At 33.6% G+C, this 16,037-nt stretch carries 15 protein-coding genes; 4 read left to right on the top strand and 11 right to left on the bottom strand.

The genetic code is table 11. The features are described 5' to 3' along the window. Nucleotides 1–71 precede the first annotated feature (71 nt). Together CAB05_RS18830 and CAB05_RS18825 are read left to right on the top strand one after the other, a co-directional pair. Nucleotides 72–1,166 carry a M24 family metallopeptidase gene (locus CAB05_RS18830; RefSeq protein WP_088002846.1) on the top strand — a complete coding sequence of 365 codons (1,095 nt, stop codon included), beginning with the start codon at nucleotides 72–74 and terminating at the stop codon, nucleotides 1,164–1,166. 1 nt (nucleotide 1,167) lies between these two features. Continuing rightward, nucleotides 1,168–1,692: a GNAT family N-acetyltransferase gene (locus tag CAB05_RS18825; RefSeq protein WP_088002843.1), complete on the top strand. Its 525-nt coding sequence runs from the start codon at nucleotides 1,168–1,170 to the stop codon at nucleotides 1,690–1,692. Nucleotides 1,693–1,800: 108 nt separating this feature from the next. Here CAB05_RS18825 and ald read toward each other — a convergent pair whose 3' ends face one another. Both ald and CAB05_RS18815 read right to left on the bottom strand, forming a co-directional pair. Further along, complete coding sequence (gene ald, locus CAB05_RS18820) at nucleotides 1,801–2,934, bottom strand: alanine dehydrogenase (protein WP_088002840.1); 1,134 nt, start codon at nucleotides 2,932–2,934, stop codon at nucleotides 1,801–1,803. A 193-nt stretch (nucleotides 2,935–3,127) separates the two neighbouring features. After that, nucleotides 3,128–3,898 carry an SDR family oxidoreductase gene (locus CAB05_RS18815; RefSeq protein WP_088002837.1) on the bottom strand — a complete coding sequence of 257 codons (771 nt, stop codon included), beginning with the start codon at nucleotides 3,896–3,898 and terminating at the stop codon, nucleotides 3,128–3,130. A gap of 315 nt (nucleotides 3,899–4,213) precedes the next feature. Between CAB05_RS18815 and CAB05_RS18810 the strand changes: the two genes are divergently transcribed. Further along, a complete protein-coding gene (locus CAB05_RS18810) occupies nucleotides 4,214–4,537 on the top strand; it encodes a hypothetical protein (RefSeq protein WP_088002834.1) in 324 nt (107 codons plus the stop codon). A 15-nt stretch (nucleotides 4,538–4,552) separates the two neighbouring features. On the opposite strand, the gene CAB05_RS18805 is transcribed toward CAB05_RS18810, so the two are convergent. The 4 genes from CAB05_RS18805 to CAB05_RS18790 all read right to left on the bottom strand — a co-directional run bounded on the left by CAB05_RS18805 (nucleotide 4,553) and on the right by CAB05_RS18790 (nucleotide 9,365). Beyond that, nucleotides 4,553–5,401 (bottom strand): EcsC family protein, encoded by an 849-nt coding sequence (locus CAB05_RS18805; RefSeq protein WP_088002831.1) that lies wholly within the window; start codon nucleotides 5,399–5,401, stop codon nucleotides 4,553–4,555. A gap of 105 nt (nucleotides 5,402–5,506) precedes the next feature. Beyond that, on the bottom strand, nucleotides 5,507–6,694 hold the full coding sequence (locus tag CAB05_RS18800) for an acetate kinase (RefSeq protein ID WP_088002828.1): 1,188 nt from the start codon (nucleotides 6,692–6,694) through the stop codon (nucleotides 5,507–5,509). Nucleotides 6,695–6,784: 90 nt separating this feature from the next. Continuing rightward, nucleotides 6,785–7,777, bottom strand: coding sequence for a class I SAM-dependent methyltransferase (locus CAB05_RS18795; protein ID WP_088002825.1), 993 nt, complete (start codon nucleotides 7,775–7,777; stop codon nucleotides 6,785–6,787). 547 nt (nucleotides 7,778–8,324) lie between these two features. Next, the gene (locus CAB05_RS18790; protein WP_088002822.1) at nucleotides 8,325–9,365 is read right to left on the bottom strand and encodes a phosphatidylglycerol lysyltransferase domain-containing protein; all 1,041 of its coding nucleotides are present in this window, start codon (nucleotides 9,363–9,365) and stop codon (nucleotides 8,325–8,327) included. A gap of 164 nt (nucleotides 9,366–9,529) precedes the next feature. Between CAB05_RS18790 and proC the strand changes: the two genes are divergently transcribed. Beyond that, nucleotides 9,530–10,336 carry a pyrroline-5-carboxylate reductase gene (gene proC, locus CAB05_RS18785; RefSeq protein ID WP_088002819.1) on the top strand — a complete coding sequence of 269 codons (807 nt, stop codon included), beginning with the start codon at nucleotides 9,530–9,532 and terminating at the stop codon, nucleotides 10,334–10,336. 202 nt (nucleotides 10,337–10,538) lie between these two features. Here proC and tpx read toward each other — a convergent pair whose 3' ends face one another. The 5 genes from tpx to mbcS all read right to left on the bottom strand — a co-directional run bounded on the left by tpx (nucleotide 10,539) and on the right by mbcS (nucleotide 15,912). After that, nucleotides 10,539–11,039, bottom strand: coding sequence for a thiol peroxidase (gene tpx / locus CAB05_RS18780; RefSeq protein ID WP_088002816.1), 501 nt, complete (start codon nucleotides 11,037–11,039; stop codon nucleotides 10,539–10,541). Between the two features lie 92 nt (nucleotides 11,040–11,131). Then, complete coding sequence (ytfJ, locus tag CAB05_RS18775; protein WP_088002812.1) at nucleotides 11,132–11,575, bottom strand: GerW family sporulation protein; 444 nt, start codon at nucleotides 11,573–11,575, stop codon at nucleotides 11,132–11,134. Nucleotides 11,576–11,581: 6 nt separating this feature from the next. Next, nucleotides 11,582–12,127 carry a DUF2953 domain-containing protein gene (locus CAB05_RS18770; RefSeq protein WP_217348570.1) on the bottom strand — a complete coding sequence of 182 codons (546 nt, stop codon included), beginning with the start codon at nucleotides 12,125–12,127 and terminating at the stop codon, nucleotides 11,582–11,584. 187 nt (nucleotides 12,128–12,314) lie between these two features. Beyond that, nucleotides 12,315–13,886: an amidohydrolase gene (locus CAB05_RS18765; RefSeq protein WP_088002805.1), complete on the bottom strand. Its 1,572-nt coding sequence runs from the start codon at nucleotides 13,884–13,886 to the stop codon at nucleotides 12,315–12,317. A 451-nt stretch (nucleotides 13,887–14,337) separates the two neighbouring features. Continuing rightward, nucleotides 14,338–15,912, bottom strand: a complete 1,575-nt coding sequence (mbcS, locus tag CAB05_RS18760) for an acyl-CoA synthetase MbcS (protein ID WP_174567302.1) — start codon at nucleotides 15,910–15,912, stop codon at nucleotides 14,338–14,340. Nucleotides 15,913–16,037 lie beyond the last annotated feature (125 nt).

Genomic DNA, 16,037 nt, shown 5'->3' with positions numbered 1-16,037 from the left:
TAATGATATAAAACACTGTAAACACTATTTGTTGAATGCAGTAAATTGTTTTTTGAGAAAGGATGTTACATATGGAACACCGTATACAAAATCTATCAACTTGGTTAAAAGAACAAGATATTCAACTAGGATTCATTACATCTACTGAGAATGTATTTTATTTAACTAATTTCCATTGTAATCCCCATGAACGCCTACTGGCAGTTCTTGTATTTCCAAATGAAGAACCAATTCTTGTTTGTCCGCAAATGGAAGTTGGTCATGTAAAACACGCAGGTTGGAAATATGATGTAATCGGCTTTAATGACAGTCAAGACCCTTGGGCTATGATTCAAGAATCATTGGCTAAACGTAATATAACTGTTAGCCGTATGGCAATTGAAAAAGAACATTTACTTGTTCAGCGATATGAGAAATTATTACAACTGTTCCCAGGTGTACAATTCTTAGCTGCTGAAGAAAAATTACATGATTTACGCTTAATTAAAGACCAAGAAGAAATTCGTCGTATGCAAGCGGCAGCTGATGCAGCTGATATGGCTTGTCAAATCATTGTCGACCGTATTGCTGAAGGTAAAACTGAAATGGATTTAATTGCTGAGATGGAATACGAAATGAAGAAAAAAGGTTTTGCTAAAACTTCATTTAGTACATTAATCTTAACTGGTGCAAATTCAGCATTACCTCATGGTAACCCAGGAACAAACGCAATTAAAAAAGGCGAGTTTGTTTTAATGGATCTAGGATTTATTGTTGATGGATATTGCTCTGATATTACTCGTACAGTAATGTTTGGTGAGCCTAATGAACAACAACGTGAAATTTATGAAACTGTATTAAAAGGTCAACTTGCTGCTATCGATGTAAGTAAACCTGGTGAAACGTTGGGTAATGTTGATCGTGCTGCACGTAACATCATTGCAGATGCAGGTTATGGTGAATACTTTGTTCATAGAATTGGACATGGTTTAGGTATCGGTATTCATGATTACCCATCAGTAAATGACTCAAATACTGGCATTATTAAAACAGGTATGTCATATACAATTGAGCCTGGTATTTATGTACCAAATGTTGGTGGAGTTCGTATTGAGGATGATATCGTCATTACTGAGACTGGTGCTTTAACGCTTACTAAATTCCCTAAAGATTTAATTATTTTATAAGATGAGTCAAATAGGTACCATCATTGTTCGACAGGTTACTCCTCCAGATGTTCCGATTATGCACAAATGGGAATGTGATGATCAGATTGGTAGGCTTGTTGGAGTAGAAAAACCTAGAAGTCTTGAAGAAATGCAAAATGGCTATAATCAGTACTTTGAAGGTTTAAAACCAACGCTTCATTTGTTTACAATTGAGTATAATGGTCAATGTGTAGGTAGAGTTGAGCTTGGAAATCTTGATCAAGAAAATGGCCATGCCGCATTTGGTATTCTTATTGGTGAAAAAGATTTACAAAATAAAGGAATTGGTTCATTCGCAATAAACTATTTATTAAATTTTGCTTTCAACAATTTAAATTTAATAAAATTGTATGGGGAAGTTTACGATTTTAATTTATCATCACAAACATTCCTTACAAAAAATGGTTTTCATTTAGATGGAATCCTGAGAAAGCATGAATTTTTTAGAGGCGAACATCGTGATATGTTCCAATATAGTTTTTTAAGAGAAGAATATTTGAAATGATACTAAAAGGTAGTCAAGTTTACTTGTACTACTTTTTTATTTCTTATCAATTTTAAGAAGCCCAAATAAAAAATCCCTTTCCTGTATAAGAAAAGGGATTTAATCTAATTAGTTCGTAGATACTGATGTACCTTGTAATAATGTAGCTGCTTCTTTAAACTCTAAACCGTGAGCTTCAGCAACTGCTTCATAAGTTACATATCCATCAAGAGTGTTAATACCTTTTAATAATGCTACATTTTCTAAGCAAGCTTTGTGGTAGCCTTTGTTAGCAATTTGAACAGCATAAGGTACAGTTACATTCGTTAATGCCATTGTTGAAGTTCGAGGTACTGCGCCAGGCATATTAGCTACTGCGTAATGTACTACTCCGTGTTTCTCATATGTTGGGAAATCGTGTGTAGTAATACGATCAGTCGTTTCAAAAATTCCACCTTGGTCAATTGCGATATCTACAACTACAGAACCTGGTTCCATTGCTTCAATCATTTCTTTTGAAACAAGTTTAGGCGCTTTAGCACCTGGAATTAATACTGCACCAATTACTAAATCTGATTCTTTAACTGCTTCAGAAATATTATATGGATTAGACATTAATGTTGTAATTTGATGTCCAAAAATATCATCTAATTGACGTAAACGATCAGGGTTTAAGTCGATCATTGTTACGTGAGCGCCAAGACCTACAGCTACTTTAGCAGCATTTGTTCCAGCAACTCCTCCACCAATGATTGTTACTTTTCCACGACGAACACCTGGAACGCCACCTAAAAGAATACCTTTACCGCCTTTGTTTTTCTCAAGGAATTGCGCCCCGATTTGAGCTGACATACGACCAGCAACTTCACTCATTGGTGTTAATAATGGTAAAGTGTTACCAACTTGTACAGTTTCGTAAGCGATTCCAACTACTTTATTATCAATTAAAGCCTTCGTTAACTCTGGCTCTGGAGCTAAATGTAAATATGTGAAAAGAATTAAACCTTCACGGAAATAGCCATACTCACTTGGAATTGGCTCTTTAACTTTCATAACCATTTCATTGTTCCAAGCTTCTTCAGCTGTTTCAACAATTGAAGCACCAGCTTTTACGTATTCTTCATCAGTAAAACCTGAACCTAGACCAGCTGCTGTTTCGATGAAAACTGTATGACCATGTCCTACTAAATTCATTACGCCAGCAGGTGTAATTGCTACTCGATTTTCATTATTTTTTATTTCTTTTGGTACCCCAATACGCATTTTATTTCCCCCTGAAATATAATTAATTCGTGCCTCTTAGGATGAATTCTATATTTAAAAATATAACACCTTTATTTTATCACAAAAAGGTAAAATGACCCAATGAAAACGCTTTTTTTCTAATTAAATTGTTAATTCAAAATCTTTTGTACTATAATTTATGCTTCAATATTGGAATTGTCCCATTTATTCATTATAAAGATTGATGCCTATATTTATGAATGACATCTAAGCCACCTGTTATTTCGATTACATCACCCGTAATAAAATCTGATTCATCTTTACACAAAAACTGAACCATTCTAGCAATATCCTCACCAGTACCAAATCTACCAACAGGTGCATTTCCACTACCTTTTTGTAGTGCATCAAGTCTAGAAGCTTCCTTCATTTCGCCATATATATCGCCAGGACAAATCATATTAGAAGTGATTCCATGTTCAGCTTCTTCATATGCAATTGTTTTTGTTAGTGAAACTAATCCGACCTTTGCAGTACTAAACGCTGATCTGTAAATCCAACCCGATGCTGAATTTGCCCCTTGGAAGCCATAATTTATAATACGACCAAATTTTTGTTCTCTCATTATTGGTATAATTTGCTTTAACAAATAAAACACACTGTGCAAATTACCATATAACAAGTATTCCCACTCCTCTTCAGAGTAGTCAGCCAGTTTTTTACGGTTAAATAGATATGGTCCGGCATTGTTAATTAAACAATCAATTCTTCCAAATTTCTTCATTGTTTTTGTCGTAATCTCTTTTAAAAATTCTTTATCGGTTATATTTCCTTTTAAAAAGAGAATTCGGTCCGAATATTCTTTCCACTCTTCTTTTCTCTGGTTCATTGCCTGATCATCAGAGAAATATGTAACCGTAACAGAGTAGCCCTCTTTTAAGAACGATTCTGTTACTTTTTTTCCTAACCCTTTCGTCCCTGCTGTTATGACAGCATGTTTCATATCCTTCTTCCTTTCAAATCTTAATAACAACTTAGTATATGTTTGATGACTAAAATGAGATTTTTCTTATTTAAATTTCATGAGTTTTATGTATGTTTCTATCTATCCTATCTTATACAATTTTAAATAAATTAGTTAGCTATAGCTAAACTTGAAAAAATTAGATATGTAAGGTAAATATAACTTAGTTTTTGATTTATGTTAAATAGAATGTCTTAAAAATAAAGTAGTTAGACTCTATTTTAAAAATATCAAAAAACAAATTGTTTCACTTATTTTTTTCAATGTATAATATAGTGTAGAGGGGGAGTACGGATGTTACAAGATTATTTTTCATTTGATGAACGATTAGGTATTTTACTACCAGACTTATTATTAGACTGGGAAGATTACTCTCACGAACAGCAGCAGGCGATTCTAACAGAATGGGAATGCATTAGAGGAGATATACCTGATCGGATTAAACGTCTTGAGTTCTCAATTAACTATAAACAAGAGCAATTAAATAACGAAGCTGATTTTGTCGTTAGTTGTAAACTAAATTCTGAAATTGCGGAATTGGCTTCCATTATTAATGATTTATGGATTTGGTTTAGAAGTAACCAAAAAGTATCTGATGATGTGAAGATACATGGATAAAAAAAGAGCCAACTGTTAAACTGTTGGCTCTTTTTTTATTCGTTTTGATAACAATCTATATTGATAAAAAGCTTTCGTATACTCTAAAACATTTTTTGTAAGATTTTCGTTCCATTTGGCCCCAACAGCTATTCCAACTACAGGTACCCCACCGATTAGACGATTTTTTAAAGAATGTATAATGAACAGCTTACTAAATTGTAAAAATAATGTTTGATATACATCTTCTCCGTTGAACTCACTATCCCAAATTGCAAATACATCCTCATCTTCATGCTTCAAAGTGTCAGTCATTAGTGTATGCCATCTCTCATATTTTACTGGCGAAGGGAGTAATGCACCTTGCAACACCTTTAAACAACATTCCATTTCTAATGGAATACTGACGTCATATCCATAACACATAGCAATTTCTTGGACGGTTTTCAGATTTACTAGTAATAAAGCCGGTAAATCACAAAACATCGCAAGTTTAGAACTCGTGCCGCTCATGCCACCTTGTACACTTGAAATAATGAGTGCTTTAGAAATTTCTTGTTCGGCTAAAAAATTCAGTTGGCGTATTGGTAAATTCCTTAGGTCATTAATTTTTGTTATATCACTTCTTAATATTTGTGCTCTTCGTAAAATATCATTTTTCTTTTCATGGAAATGCTTAGAAGTTTGTAAAAAGGATTGCGAGTGAAAGAATGCAGTTGATAAAAAATCTTTGAAAGCATCAGAATATGCATGAGGAATTTTTTGAGAAATATAAGAAGAGGTTTTTTTAAACATCTGCTCGAATCGATTTGAACTATTCTTTCTTTTTTCACTCATCCTTTCATTAATCTCTAACCAAAGATTAAATTCTTTTATGCTGTCCATACCATCACCTCGTAGTATAAAAAAAACGTAGAGCGATAAAAAAGTGAACTCATAATAAGAATATGAGATCTTCTTTTTTTGTATGCTCTACGTTATATTAAATCATTACATTCCAATACGAACAACGTCTCTTGCGATTACAACTTCTTCATTCGTTGGAATAACAATTACTTTAACTGGTGAGTGATCAAAGCTAATGAAAGCCTCTTTTCCTCTTATATTATTTTTACTTGGATCGAAGTAAACTCCCATAAACTCTAGTCCTTCTAACACTGCTTCACGAATTTCCGGACCATTTTCACCGATACCTGCTGTGAAAATAATCGCATCGACACCTTTCATACGTGCAGCGTAAGAACCTAAATATTTATGGATACGACTTACAAATACATCTTGCGCAATAATAGCACGTTTGTTACCTTCTTCTGCAGCTGTTTCAATATCACGTAAATCACTTGAGAAACCTGAAATTCCAAGCATTCCGCTTTCTTTATTTAATACTTCAAGTACTTCCTCTGCTGTTTTCCCTGTTTTTTCCATGATATAAGGAATAAGAGCAGGGTCTAAGTTACCTGAACGAGTACCCATTGTTACACCTGCAAGTGGTGTGAATCCCATTGAAGTATCAATAGATTTTCCACCTTTAACAGCTGCGATACTTGCACCATTTCCTAAGTGACATGAAATAAGTCGTAATTCTTCAATTGGTTTACCGATTAATTCTGCGGCTCTAGCAGTTACGAACTTATGAGATGTACCATGGAATCCATATTTTCGAATACCAAATTGTTTATAGTATTCATAAGGTAAGCTGTATAAGAATGACTCTTCAGGCATTGTTTGGTGGAAAGCCGTATCAAATACTGCTACAGCAGGAATACTTGGTAGAATTTGTTTAAACGCACGAATTCCAACTAAGTTAGCTGGATTATGAAGTGGCGCTAAATCTGAAAGTAGTTCAATTTGCTTCTCTACTTCTTCAGTAATTAAAGCTGAGTCAGTAAATAATTCTCCACCGTGAACTACACGATGTCCTACACCGTGAATCTCATCGAACGAAGAGATAACGCCTAAACCTGTTAGCTTATCTAATAGCATTTTTACTGCTACAGCGTGATCAACTATGTCTGTTACTTCTTTAATTTTTTCACCATTTACTGTGATAATAAAAACACTATCTTTCAGACCAATACGTTCTACTAACCCTATTGTAAGTACTCTTTCACTAGGCATCTCGATTAATTGGAACTTTAACGAAGAAGAACCAGCGTTAATTGCAAGAATATTTGCCATGTTTCAACATCTCCTTTAAACATGAAACTGTTATATTTTTTTTATTGAAATCATTATAACACAAATAAGTTTACGTGTTTAAAAGTTCAATTATTGTAAATTTTCTTTAAACCATGAATTCATTTGAAGCATGATGTCTTCAACAGCCTTCATATTAGTTAACTTAGGGAAATCAACTAATAAAGCATGTTTCGGCTTCTTCATATTTTCTGCATTTTTTCGGATAATTAATATGCTTTTTTGATGTCTTTCATCCTTAAAGGCAGATAATGGCAACTGTATTAATCCTTGAATCACACCTGTTTCATTAATATAGTTCTGTAATGCTTGAGATTGTTCAGAAGTAAAAAGATGATTTGGTACTAATCCGATGAAAAATCCACCAGATTTTAAATAGTTCATACTCTGTTCAATGAATAAATGATGCGCAAAAGACATGCCTTCCTTTGCTTTTAGTGTATAAGCTTTTGCACGTTCATCATTCGGATAAAAACCGATAGGAAGATCGCATACAACTAAGTCAACTGGATCAACAAAAAGAGGTGCCAAGCTATCTTGATTAAATAATTCTATTTCGTGACCTAATAAATTTCCGACAACAAATGCGATTCTTACTAAAACATCATCTACGTCTATTCCAACTGAATCAGTAAATTTATCTTTAGACGCATTTAGAATCGTTAATAAAAGATTACCTGTACCGATAGCTGGGTCTAAAATTTTCAAATCTTTTTTTCCATCTGTAAATTTTCCAACTAAATAGGAAACAATAAAGGCAATACCATCAGGTGTCATCTCATGATTTGTTTGGACACCTTGTTTCATTCCTTTTAAGATTGCTAATTGAAACGCTCGTCTTATGCTTTCATTATCTTTTGTTGTTTCATTATATTGTTGGATTGTTTTCATTAGTTTCTCTTGTTGTAAGTCATTTATTTCTTCTTGTAAAATTTCCCCTTCGAAGAAATTCTCACCAGTTTCTATTAATGCTTCTAAATAAGAGAGCTCTAAACTGTCTTTTAACAATTCTGTAGATTCATCTATGTTATTAAATAAAATTTCAACCGTATTTTCTTTACTCATATATGTATTCCTCACTTTCTAATTTGTTTAATCATTGTTTCTCATTATACGTATGCCTTTTAAGCGTGTCCACTTTATTAATTGTATAAAAGTTATTTCTTTTTAGCTTGTTTGTATTTCTTTCTATATTTGGATGAATTTGAAATAAAATTTACTTTTTATAAGGTTCTTTTTTGTGAAACGTGCAAGACTAGTCGCTACAATTTCTAAAGACCTAAATAAGACGCTTTTCTAAAAGATTGTTGTTTGTTTGATTTATAAGATAAAGGCAGAAGTTGATTTCAACGGAAGGTGCGAGACTCCTGTGGGAGATGCGGGAAGGCTGAGACCCCATAGGCCAAGTAAGGTAGGCATGCTAAAACTACGACGTCCTGTCGTAACGCATGCATGATCCACGTCGTGTGGACCCAGGAGGCTCAGATCTACGCCCCACGGAAAGGGAGCAACCTGGAGTTGTAATCAACTAACGCATACTAAAACAACAATGTATGAGAGATGAGTTTAAAAAATAAAGAAGACCTTGAACTAGATCAAGGTCTTTACTCAATTAACTTATTTTTGCTTTTTTTAAGACAGGTTTTTTAAATTTAATGATTGAATCGAATGATTTTTTTCCGTGCACAATTTTATACAAAGTATTTACTACCATAATAAATGTGTAAGGTTTATATGCTAAATACTTTGGTTCCCAACAATTTGCAAACTTACTTTTATATGTTAGTAACCCTTTAAAATTATAAATCGAATTACCGTATTTAAATACTAATTTGGCTGATTTTTCATATAAAGTAGCATTGGAATCAATTCCTACATTCGCTAAAGGTGCCATTCCTAAACTACACTTAACAAATCCTTTTTCTTTAGCCCAAAATAGGATTGAAATAAATAGCATATCCATTGCTCCGTACGGCATATCTCTTTTATGTCTCATTAAATCAATAGAAATGATGTCACCTTCAATTGCTAAGGTTGCAAATGCAATGATTTCTCCATCACTATTTTTTAAACTTGCAACAGGAAAGTTTGAAACATAATCATAGTGAAAAGAACTGACAGAAAACGATAGTTCTTCTCTTCCATTTAACCATTCATCTGATACTTTTTTTAAATTCTCAAGGAAATATTCATCATGTTCTGGCGTTGAAACTTCAAATTCAAAGCCTTGACGAATTAATCTATTTCTTTTCGTACGAAGCTTCGCACCTTTTTTCCCTGTTATTTCATATTGTTCTAACTCCACAACGGCTTCTTCGCCTAATTTAAATAAGCTATATCCCGCTTTTATATATACTTCTTTCATATTTTCATTTATTTGATAAAAACACGGCACACATTTCATGCTCCTGGCATATTGTTCAAATTCAAGTAATGCTTCTATAGAATTTTCGCCAAGTGCGTCTCCTAAAACAACAAATTTGTCTTTATTTTTTCGATAGAGAAATGCAGCCTTTTTATTTTTTGTAACAAAAATATCCTTATCCCCAAGAAATCCTAAATGTGTTTGCGAGGAACCACCATAAGTTTGAATAAATTCTTGGATTAATTGGATCGTATTTTTGTCTTTATGCTGTATACATGTATGTTTCATAATTCCCCCCTTATGAAGCTTCAATATCACCTGCAAATTCTATTTTACAAAAAAAATGATGTAAACGGGAAGATAATATTAAAATTTTTTAATAAACTATTATTTGGTAAAAATTAGGCCCTATTGTATAATTCAATTTATTACTTAATAATGGATGTGACGAAATGGATAAGAAAATAGGTTTTATAGGATGCGGGAAGATGGCCCAAGCGATGATCGGCGGGTTAATTGACTCCAATCTAATTGAAAGAAATAACATAATTGTAAGTGCTAAATCGAATGAAACACTTTTAAAAGTAAAAGCTTTATATGAGATTCAAACATTACAAAACAATGTGGAATTAGCTACAAAAGTCGATTATTTATTCTTAGCTGTCAAACCAGATTTGTATCCAACAATCATTGATGAAATTAAGGATAGCATTTCAAATCACACGGTTATTATCACAATTGCAGCAGGTATTACTTTAGAAGGGGTAGAAAAATCTTTTGGTAAGGAAGTAAAAATTATTCGTACAATGCCAAATACCCCATCATTAGTAAGAGAAGGCATGAGTGCGCTTTGCCATAATAAAATCGTTACAGATTCAGAACTTAATGAAGTTATGGCTATTTTTAATAGCTTCGGAAAATGCGAAATTGTAAACGAAAATTTAATGGATGCAATCCCGGCAGTTAGTGGATCCTCACCTGCTTATGTGTATTTAATGATTGAAGCACTAGCAGATGGCGCCGTTTTACAAGGAATCCCACGTAAACAAGCTTATAATCTGGCTGCCCAAGCAGTACTTGGCGCTGCTAAGATGGTACTTGAAACTGAATTACATCCAGGCGAATTAAAAGACCAAGTATGTACGCCTGGTGGAGCAACAATTGAAGCAATTGCTGAGTTAGAAAAACAAGGATTCCGCTCATCAATTATCGCCGCTATGGAAAGATGTACAACAAAATCTAGTGCACTTGGTAAATAAATTCGTGTAAAAAGAATAGAATAACCTTCTCTAATTAAAAAGAGAAACCCATAAAAATGCCAACTAACGCTTTCTATTAGTAGGCATTTTTTCTTTTAATTTCACAAACGTTTATTTCCAACCAACTATCAATTCTTCAATATAACAAAAAAACTGCCGAGTATGACTCGACAGCTTTTGATTACTCAATATAGAGTTTTAATTATTTAGCTGCTTTAACAGCTTCGATTGCTGCTTCGTAGTTTGGATGGCTTGTACCTTCACTTACGTATTCTACATAAGTTACTACGTCATTTGAATCTACTACGAATACTGCACGAGCAAGTAGACGTAATTCTTGCATTAATACACCATAAGCTTCACCAAAAGAAGCATCACGGTGATCTGAGAAAGTATGTACATTTTCTAATCCGCTAGCTGCACACCATCTTTTTTGTGCGAATGGTAAGTCCATAGAAATAGTTAATACTTCAACATTTCCAATGTTAGTTGCTTCTTCGTTAAAACGACGAGTTTGTGCATCACATACACCAGTGTCTACTGATGGTACTACACTAATTAAACGAACTTTTCCAGCCGAAGTTTCTAAAGTTACTGGGCTTAGGTCATTAGCTAATACAGTAAAGTTTGGAGCTTTTTCTCCTACTTTTACTTCAGAACCAATTAATGTTACTGGATTGTTTTTGAATGTTACAGATGCCATGATTATTCCTCCCAAAAATTACAAAATGTTCACAACATTTATCTTACTGGAAGGAATGCATGAATGCAATTAACTTTACTCAAAATTTATATTTAATCTAATTCTGAATCGTAGCCATCTTCTTCATCAATTGAATCTTCTTTTTTCTTCATATAACTCTTCACTTTTTCTAATGCTTGTGGTGTTAAATCCATTAATTTTTCAATTAAATGTGTGTTCTGATCTAAGTGTAAAAGTTTTACTCCATGCTTGTTTACAATCAAGAAAGCAATTGGCGTGATTGATGCTCCACCACCAGTTCCTCCTCCAAATGGATGTGGACTTCTAGTTTCGGTTTGTTTAACACCATCAACTAGATGATAGTTTCTAAACTCACTTCCTCCAGCAGCAAAACCTACACCTACTTTTGAAACTGTTAAAATAATACTTCCATCAGGTGTGGAGATTGGATCACCGATTATTGTATTCACGTTAATCATTGCAGATAAATTTTCCATCGCTGCATGCATTAAATCACCGATTGGATGTTGACTCATTATTAATCACCTCGAAATAGATTCAAATGGATGTGTAACTTGAAATTCTTTTCTTGTCTTCCTATAAGCCAAAAATACTAAAAAGCCAGTATAAACTGCTTTTCTAATTGAAAATGAAAAACGAATTTTCCCATTCGCCTCAAGTGTTGTTGCATAATAATTAGGTGTAATATCTATATTTGGTGGCTTATGTAAAATCGTAAATCGTTCTAAAATATTCTCTACTATGCCGATCATACTGTAAGCTGTACCAATAGATACCCCTGTTAAAGCTGAATTTCCAACACCAAAGTGGACATGGTAATTAACATTATATATTTGCACTGATTGTAAAAAACGAATAATGATAGTATGCGCATTTGAATATAAATTTATGAAAAAATCAATTTGTTGTAGGATAGAAATATCTCTTTTTTTCTCCAAATGCTCAAACTCTTCTTTCACTTCATTTGGTTTTAACGGAACAATAAATTTATATCTCAATAAATTTTTTAATATAGAAATTTTTACAATCATAATTCGTTCTTGATTTGTATAAATGGTATGACTCATTACTCGTAGATCAATGAAAAGAATCAATAGGATTAACATTACAATTACGATTGCAATTAATATTAAGAAGGAATAAAAGTACAGCAAGAAACCACCCTTTTTTGTATCAGTATGGGCAATCAGACTTTTCCATAAACAAAAAGAATGGTAAAAAACTCACCATTCTTTGATAAGAAAATATAAATCACTAGTTTCTGGAAAATACTACTTTTCCACGACTGATTGTTTCACTACATGCTAATGTTAATAAATCATCTGGATTCACTTGAAATGGGTCTTCTTCAAATAATATAAAATCAGCGTTATATCCTTCTTTTATTAATCCTCTTTGATGGTCTTGTCCAAATGATTTAGCACTGCTAACTGTATATAATTTTATTGCCTCAAATAGACTAATTGCTTCTGATTCATTGTATGTCAAACCGTCTTTCGCTTTTCGAGTTACTGCCGAATATACACCTTGCCATGGGTTAATTGTATCGATTGGAGTATCAGATCCATTTGCAATTGGTATTTTTTCATCTAAGAGAGCCTTAATAAGGAAAGCATTTTTATTCCGCTCTTCTCCTATTCTCTCGATTAGCCATGGATAGTCTCCATATAAAAATGATGTTTGAACATCAATCACAATATGTAGTTTCTTCAGTTCTTCAATCAATTGCTTTGACAATAATTCACAATGGATAAAACGATCTGGTAGTTCTAAATTATTCGGATATTTTGTAACCACATCAATTGCTTGTTTTACTGCTAAATCACCAATCATATGAAAAGCCACTGGTAGACCTGCTTCTCTTGCTTTTTTCGTAATTGATTCCAGCTTAATTGGTGCAGTGACTTGTAACCCATTTGTATTGTGATCATCATCATATGGCTCTGCTAAAAGAGCTGTTCTCCCACCAAAAGAGCCATCTATAAATGCTTTCACTCCACCAAAGGAAACATTTTCATTGCCACTATGTAATCGCAACTTCACATCATCAAGAGTTGTATGATGTATTAGGACATGCGTATGGAAGGAAAGTTCTTCTAATAATTGTTCATATAAATCAACAACTAGGTTTGCATTGCCATAATATGATAAATCCTCTGTTACACAAGCGACGATACCATGGCGATGGCAATCCTTCACAGCTGTTGTAATTGCTTTTGATAAATAAAGATCATCCGGTGCTGGCATTGCTTTTATAATTAAATTAACTGCTTCATCATATAGTAGCCCATTTAATCTCCCATCTATTGCAACTCCAACCTGTCCGCCTTCAATCTCAGTTTGCTGATTGATTCCAGCTTCATCAAGTGCAATTGAATTAACAAAATAAACATGTCTACAAGTTCTTTTTAAAACGAGTGGGTTTTCGCTTGATAGCTCATCCAAATCAATAATCGAAAAATCTACTTGATTTGCCCAATCATTTTCATTCCATCCTTCCCCAATGATCCATTCATTAGGCTTGGCATCTTTTACTGCGGAATTCATTTTTAGAAGCATCTCATGATATGATGAACAATTTGATAGGTCAACACGATTCATCGCTTCACCATGGCCAATTAAATGTAGGTGACTATCGATAAAACCTGGCAGTCCTACTTTTCCTTTACAATCAATTATCTCGGCAGCCTCATCAGCTAACCAAGTTAATAAATCATTGTATGAACCTGTTTTCACTATTTTTCCGTCTTCAGTACAAATTGCTTCAAGCGTCTCTCCTTCACTTGCCATCGTATAAAATAGTCCATTAAACCAAAGCTTTTTCAATTAGAACACCGTCCATTCTAAAAATTATGCTATTTTCTTTACTTCTTTATATTTTTTCATTCCGCTTTTTCAGTGTTTAGAGTCTATTTTAACTTAGCTCTGTAAAAAAGAATGTTGATTTCCGTTTCAGGATGCTCTCTTTCCATGGGGCGTTAGATGAGCCTCATGGGTCCACACGATGTGGATCATGCATGCATTACGACAGGACGTCGTGTTTTTAGCATGCCTACCTTACTTGTCCGGGGTCTCACCCTTCCCGCTACTCCCATAGGAGTCTCGCACCTTTCACTCCAATCAATTTCTTAAAATATTCTATACTAGAAATTCTATAAGTTCTTTTTCGAAAATGTCTTTAGTAAAATATCAACAATTAAATTTAACAGAGCCTTTAACTTAAAAAGAGCCAAATAAAAAAGAGGGAATTTTCCCTCATTTTAACATAGGTATCAATTTATTTCGATTCTGGCATTTGTTCCCTAGCACGCAACTCAACTCTTCTTATTTTCCCAGAAGTTGTTTTTGGTAATTCATGAACAAATTCAATTTTTCTAGGATACTTATACGGTGCAGTTACTTTTTTCACATGCTCTTGTAATTCGATGATTAGCTCATCACCGTTAGAAGAGTTCTCAGTTAATACAACAAACGCTTTTACAACATTACCCCGCAGTGGATCAGGACTTGCTACAACAGCGCATTCCTTAACCATTTTATGTTGAACGAGAGCATCTTCTATTTCAAATGGACCAATTGTATAGCCTGCACTGATAATAATATCGTCACTCCGACCATCAAACCAATAGTATCCGTCTTCATCCTTTTTAGCCCGATCACCTGTAATATAATAGTTTCCTCTTATTTGAGCGTTTGTTCTACTCGCATCATTATAATAATGTTTAAATAAGGCAGGAGAATTGATATGAACGGCAATATTGCCAACCGTATTCGTCCCTACCAGATTACCATCGTCATCAACAATTTCAACTAAATTCCCTGGAGTTGGAACCCCCATTGAACCCACTTTGGCTTTTATGTCCTTTAATGTTCCAATTAATAATGTATTTTCTGTTTGGCCATAACCATCTCTTACATCAACCTGAAAGTATTTTTTAAATGTATGAATAACTTCTTGGTTTAAAGGCTCCCCTGCGGAAACAGCGCTTCGTAAAGAAGGTAATTTGAATTGGTCTAAATTCTCAGCTTTTGCCATGAAACGATACTCCGTCGGTGTACTACAAAATACAGTGATGTTATGTTTATTTAATAAAGTTAAAAATGTTTCAGGATCAAATTTACCCTCGTAAAAGAAACCTGTCGCCCCGCTTCCTAACGTAGCTAGAAATGGACTCCAAATCCACTTTTGCCACCCTGGACCCGCTGTTGCCCACACAACATCATCTTCTGTTACATCTAACCAACTTGAAGCAATTGTACGAATATGTGCATATCCCCAACTATGAGTATGTACTACACCCTTTGGGTTTCCAGTTGTTCCTGACGTATAGGATATAAAAGCTAAGTCATCACTTTTAGTTTCGACCGTTAAAACATGAGCCCCAATAATGGCTTGATCGTTTAAGGAGTTCCATACACCAGTTTGTTCGTTAATCGTAAATAATTTATAATTTCCACTCTTAGCAAAGCTACTAAAAGTATCTAAATACTGATTATGGGCTACAATCCCTTTTACATCACTATGGTCAATTCGATACTGAATATCTTTAATCGTTAGCATTTCTGAGCCTGGAACGATTACACAACCAATTTTTAAAATTGCTAAATAAACAGCGTATGTCTCTACGCATCTAGGCATCATTACAAAGAGTTTGTCCCCTTTTTCAATCCCATTGTTCTTAAATGAAAATGCATATTGATGAACCTTATTATATAAATCTTTATAAGTAATCGAATGAGTTTCACCATTCGAATTTACCCATTTTAAAGCTACCTTACTTGTTGTCGCAAATTTTTCAATCTCCCATACAAGATTATATACTTTCGGAGCAACTAAATTGATTCCATTCATATGGAAACTCCCCCTTTTACACGATTACTAATTTATATTTAGTAGCTGTCCAAATTAGAATAATTAAACATTTCGTTAATAATATGCATAAAACCTTCTTTTATTCAGAAAATTTAAACAAATAA

It is taken from the genome of Gottfriedia solisilvae (genome assembly GCF_002128405.1).
GTDB lineage: Bacteria > Bacillota > Bacilli > Bacillales > Bacillaceae_G > Gottfriedia > Gottfriedia solisilvae.
The sequence above is the reverse complement of the archived record's forward strand: the minus strand, read 5'-3'. Positions and strand labels throughout refer to the sequence as shown.

What these genes read in the sequence shown, in the direction of transcription:
- CAB05_RS18830 (WP_088002846.1), top strand. Translation starts at nt 72, where the DNA reads ATGGAACACCGTATACAAAATCTATCAACTTGGTTAAAAGAACAAGAT.
- CAB05_RS18825 (WP_088002843.1), top strand. Translation starts at nt 1,168, where the DNA reads ATGAGTCAAATAGGTACCATCATTGTTCGACAGGTTACTCCTCCAGAT.
- ald (WP_088002840.1), bottom strand. Translation starts at nt 2,934, where the DNA reads ATGCGTATTGGGGTACCAAAAGAAATAAAAAATAATGAAAATCGAGTA.
- CAB05_RS18815 (WP_088002837.1), bottom strand. Translation starts at nt 3,898, where the DNA reads ATGAAACATGCTGTCATAACAGCAGGGACGAAAGGGTTAGGAAAAAAA.
- CAB05_RS18810 (WP_088002834.1), top strand. Translation starts at nt 4,214, where the DNA reads ATGTTACAAGATTATTTTTCATTTGATGAACGATTAGGTATTTTACTA.
- CAB05_RS18805 (WP_088002831.1), bottom strand. Translation starts at nt 5,401, where the DNA reads ATGGACAGCATAAAAGAATTTAATCTTTGGTTAGAGATTAATGAAAGG.
- CAB05_RS18800 (WP_088002828.1), bottom strand. Translation starts at nt 6,694, where the DNA reads ATGGCAAATATTCTTGCAATTAACGCTGGTTCTTCTTCGTTAAAGTTC.
- CAB05_RS18795 (WP_088002825.1), bottom strand. Translation starts at nt 7,777, where the DNA reads ATGAGTAAAGAAAATACGGTTGAAATTTTATTTAATAACATAGATGAA.
- CAB05_RS18790 (WP_088002822.1), bottom strand. Translation starts at nt 9,365, where the DNA reads ATGAAACATACATGTATACAGCATAAAGACAAAAATACGATCCAATTA.
- proC (WP_088002819.1), top strand. Translation starts at nt 9,530, where the DNA reads ATGGATAAGAAAATAGGTTTTATAGGATGCGGGAAGATGGCCCAAGCG.
- tpx (WP_088002816.1), bottom strand. Translation starts at nt 11,039, where the DNA reads ATGGCATCTGTAACATTCAAAAACAATCCAGTAACATTAATTGGTTCT.
- ytfJ (WP_088002812.1), bottom strand. Translation starts at nt 11,575, where the DNA reads ATGAGTCAACATCCAATCGGTGATTTAATGCATGCAGCGATGGAAAAT.
- CAB05_RS18770 (WP_217348570.1), bottom strand. Translation starts at nt 12,127, where the DNA reads ATGAGTCATACCATTTATACAAATCAAGAACGAATTATGATTGTAAAA.
- mbcS (WP_174567302.1), bottom strand. Translation starts at nt 15,912, where the DNA reads ATGAATGGAATCAATTTAGTTGCTCCGAAAGTATATAATCTTGTATGG.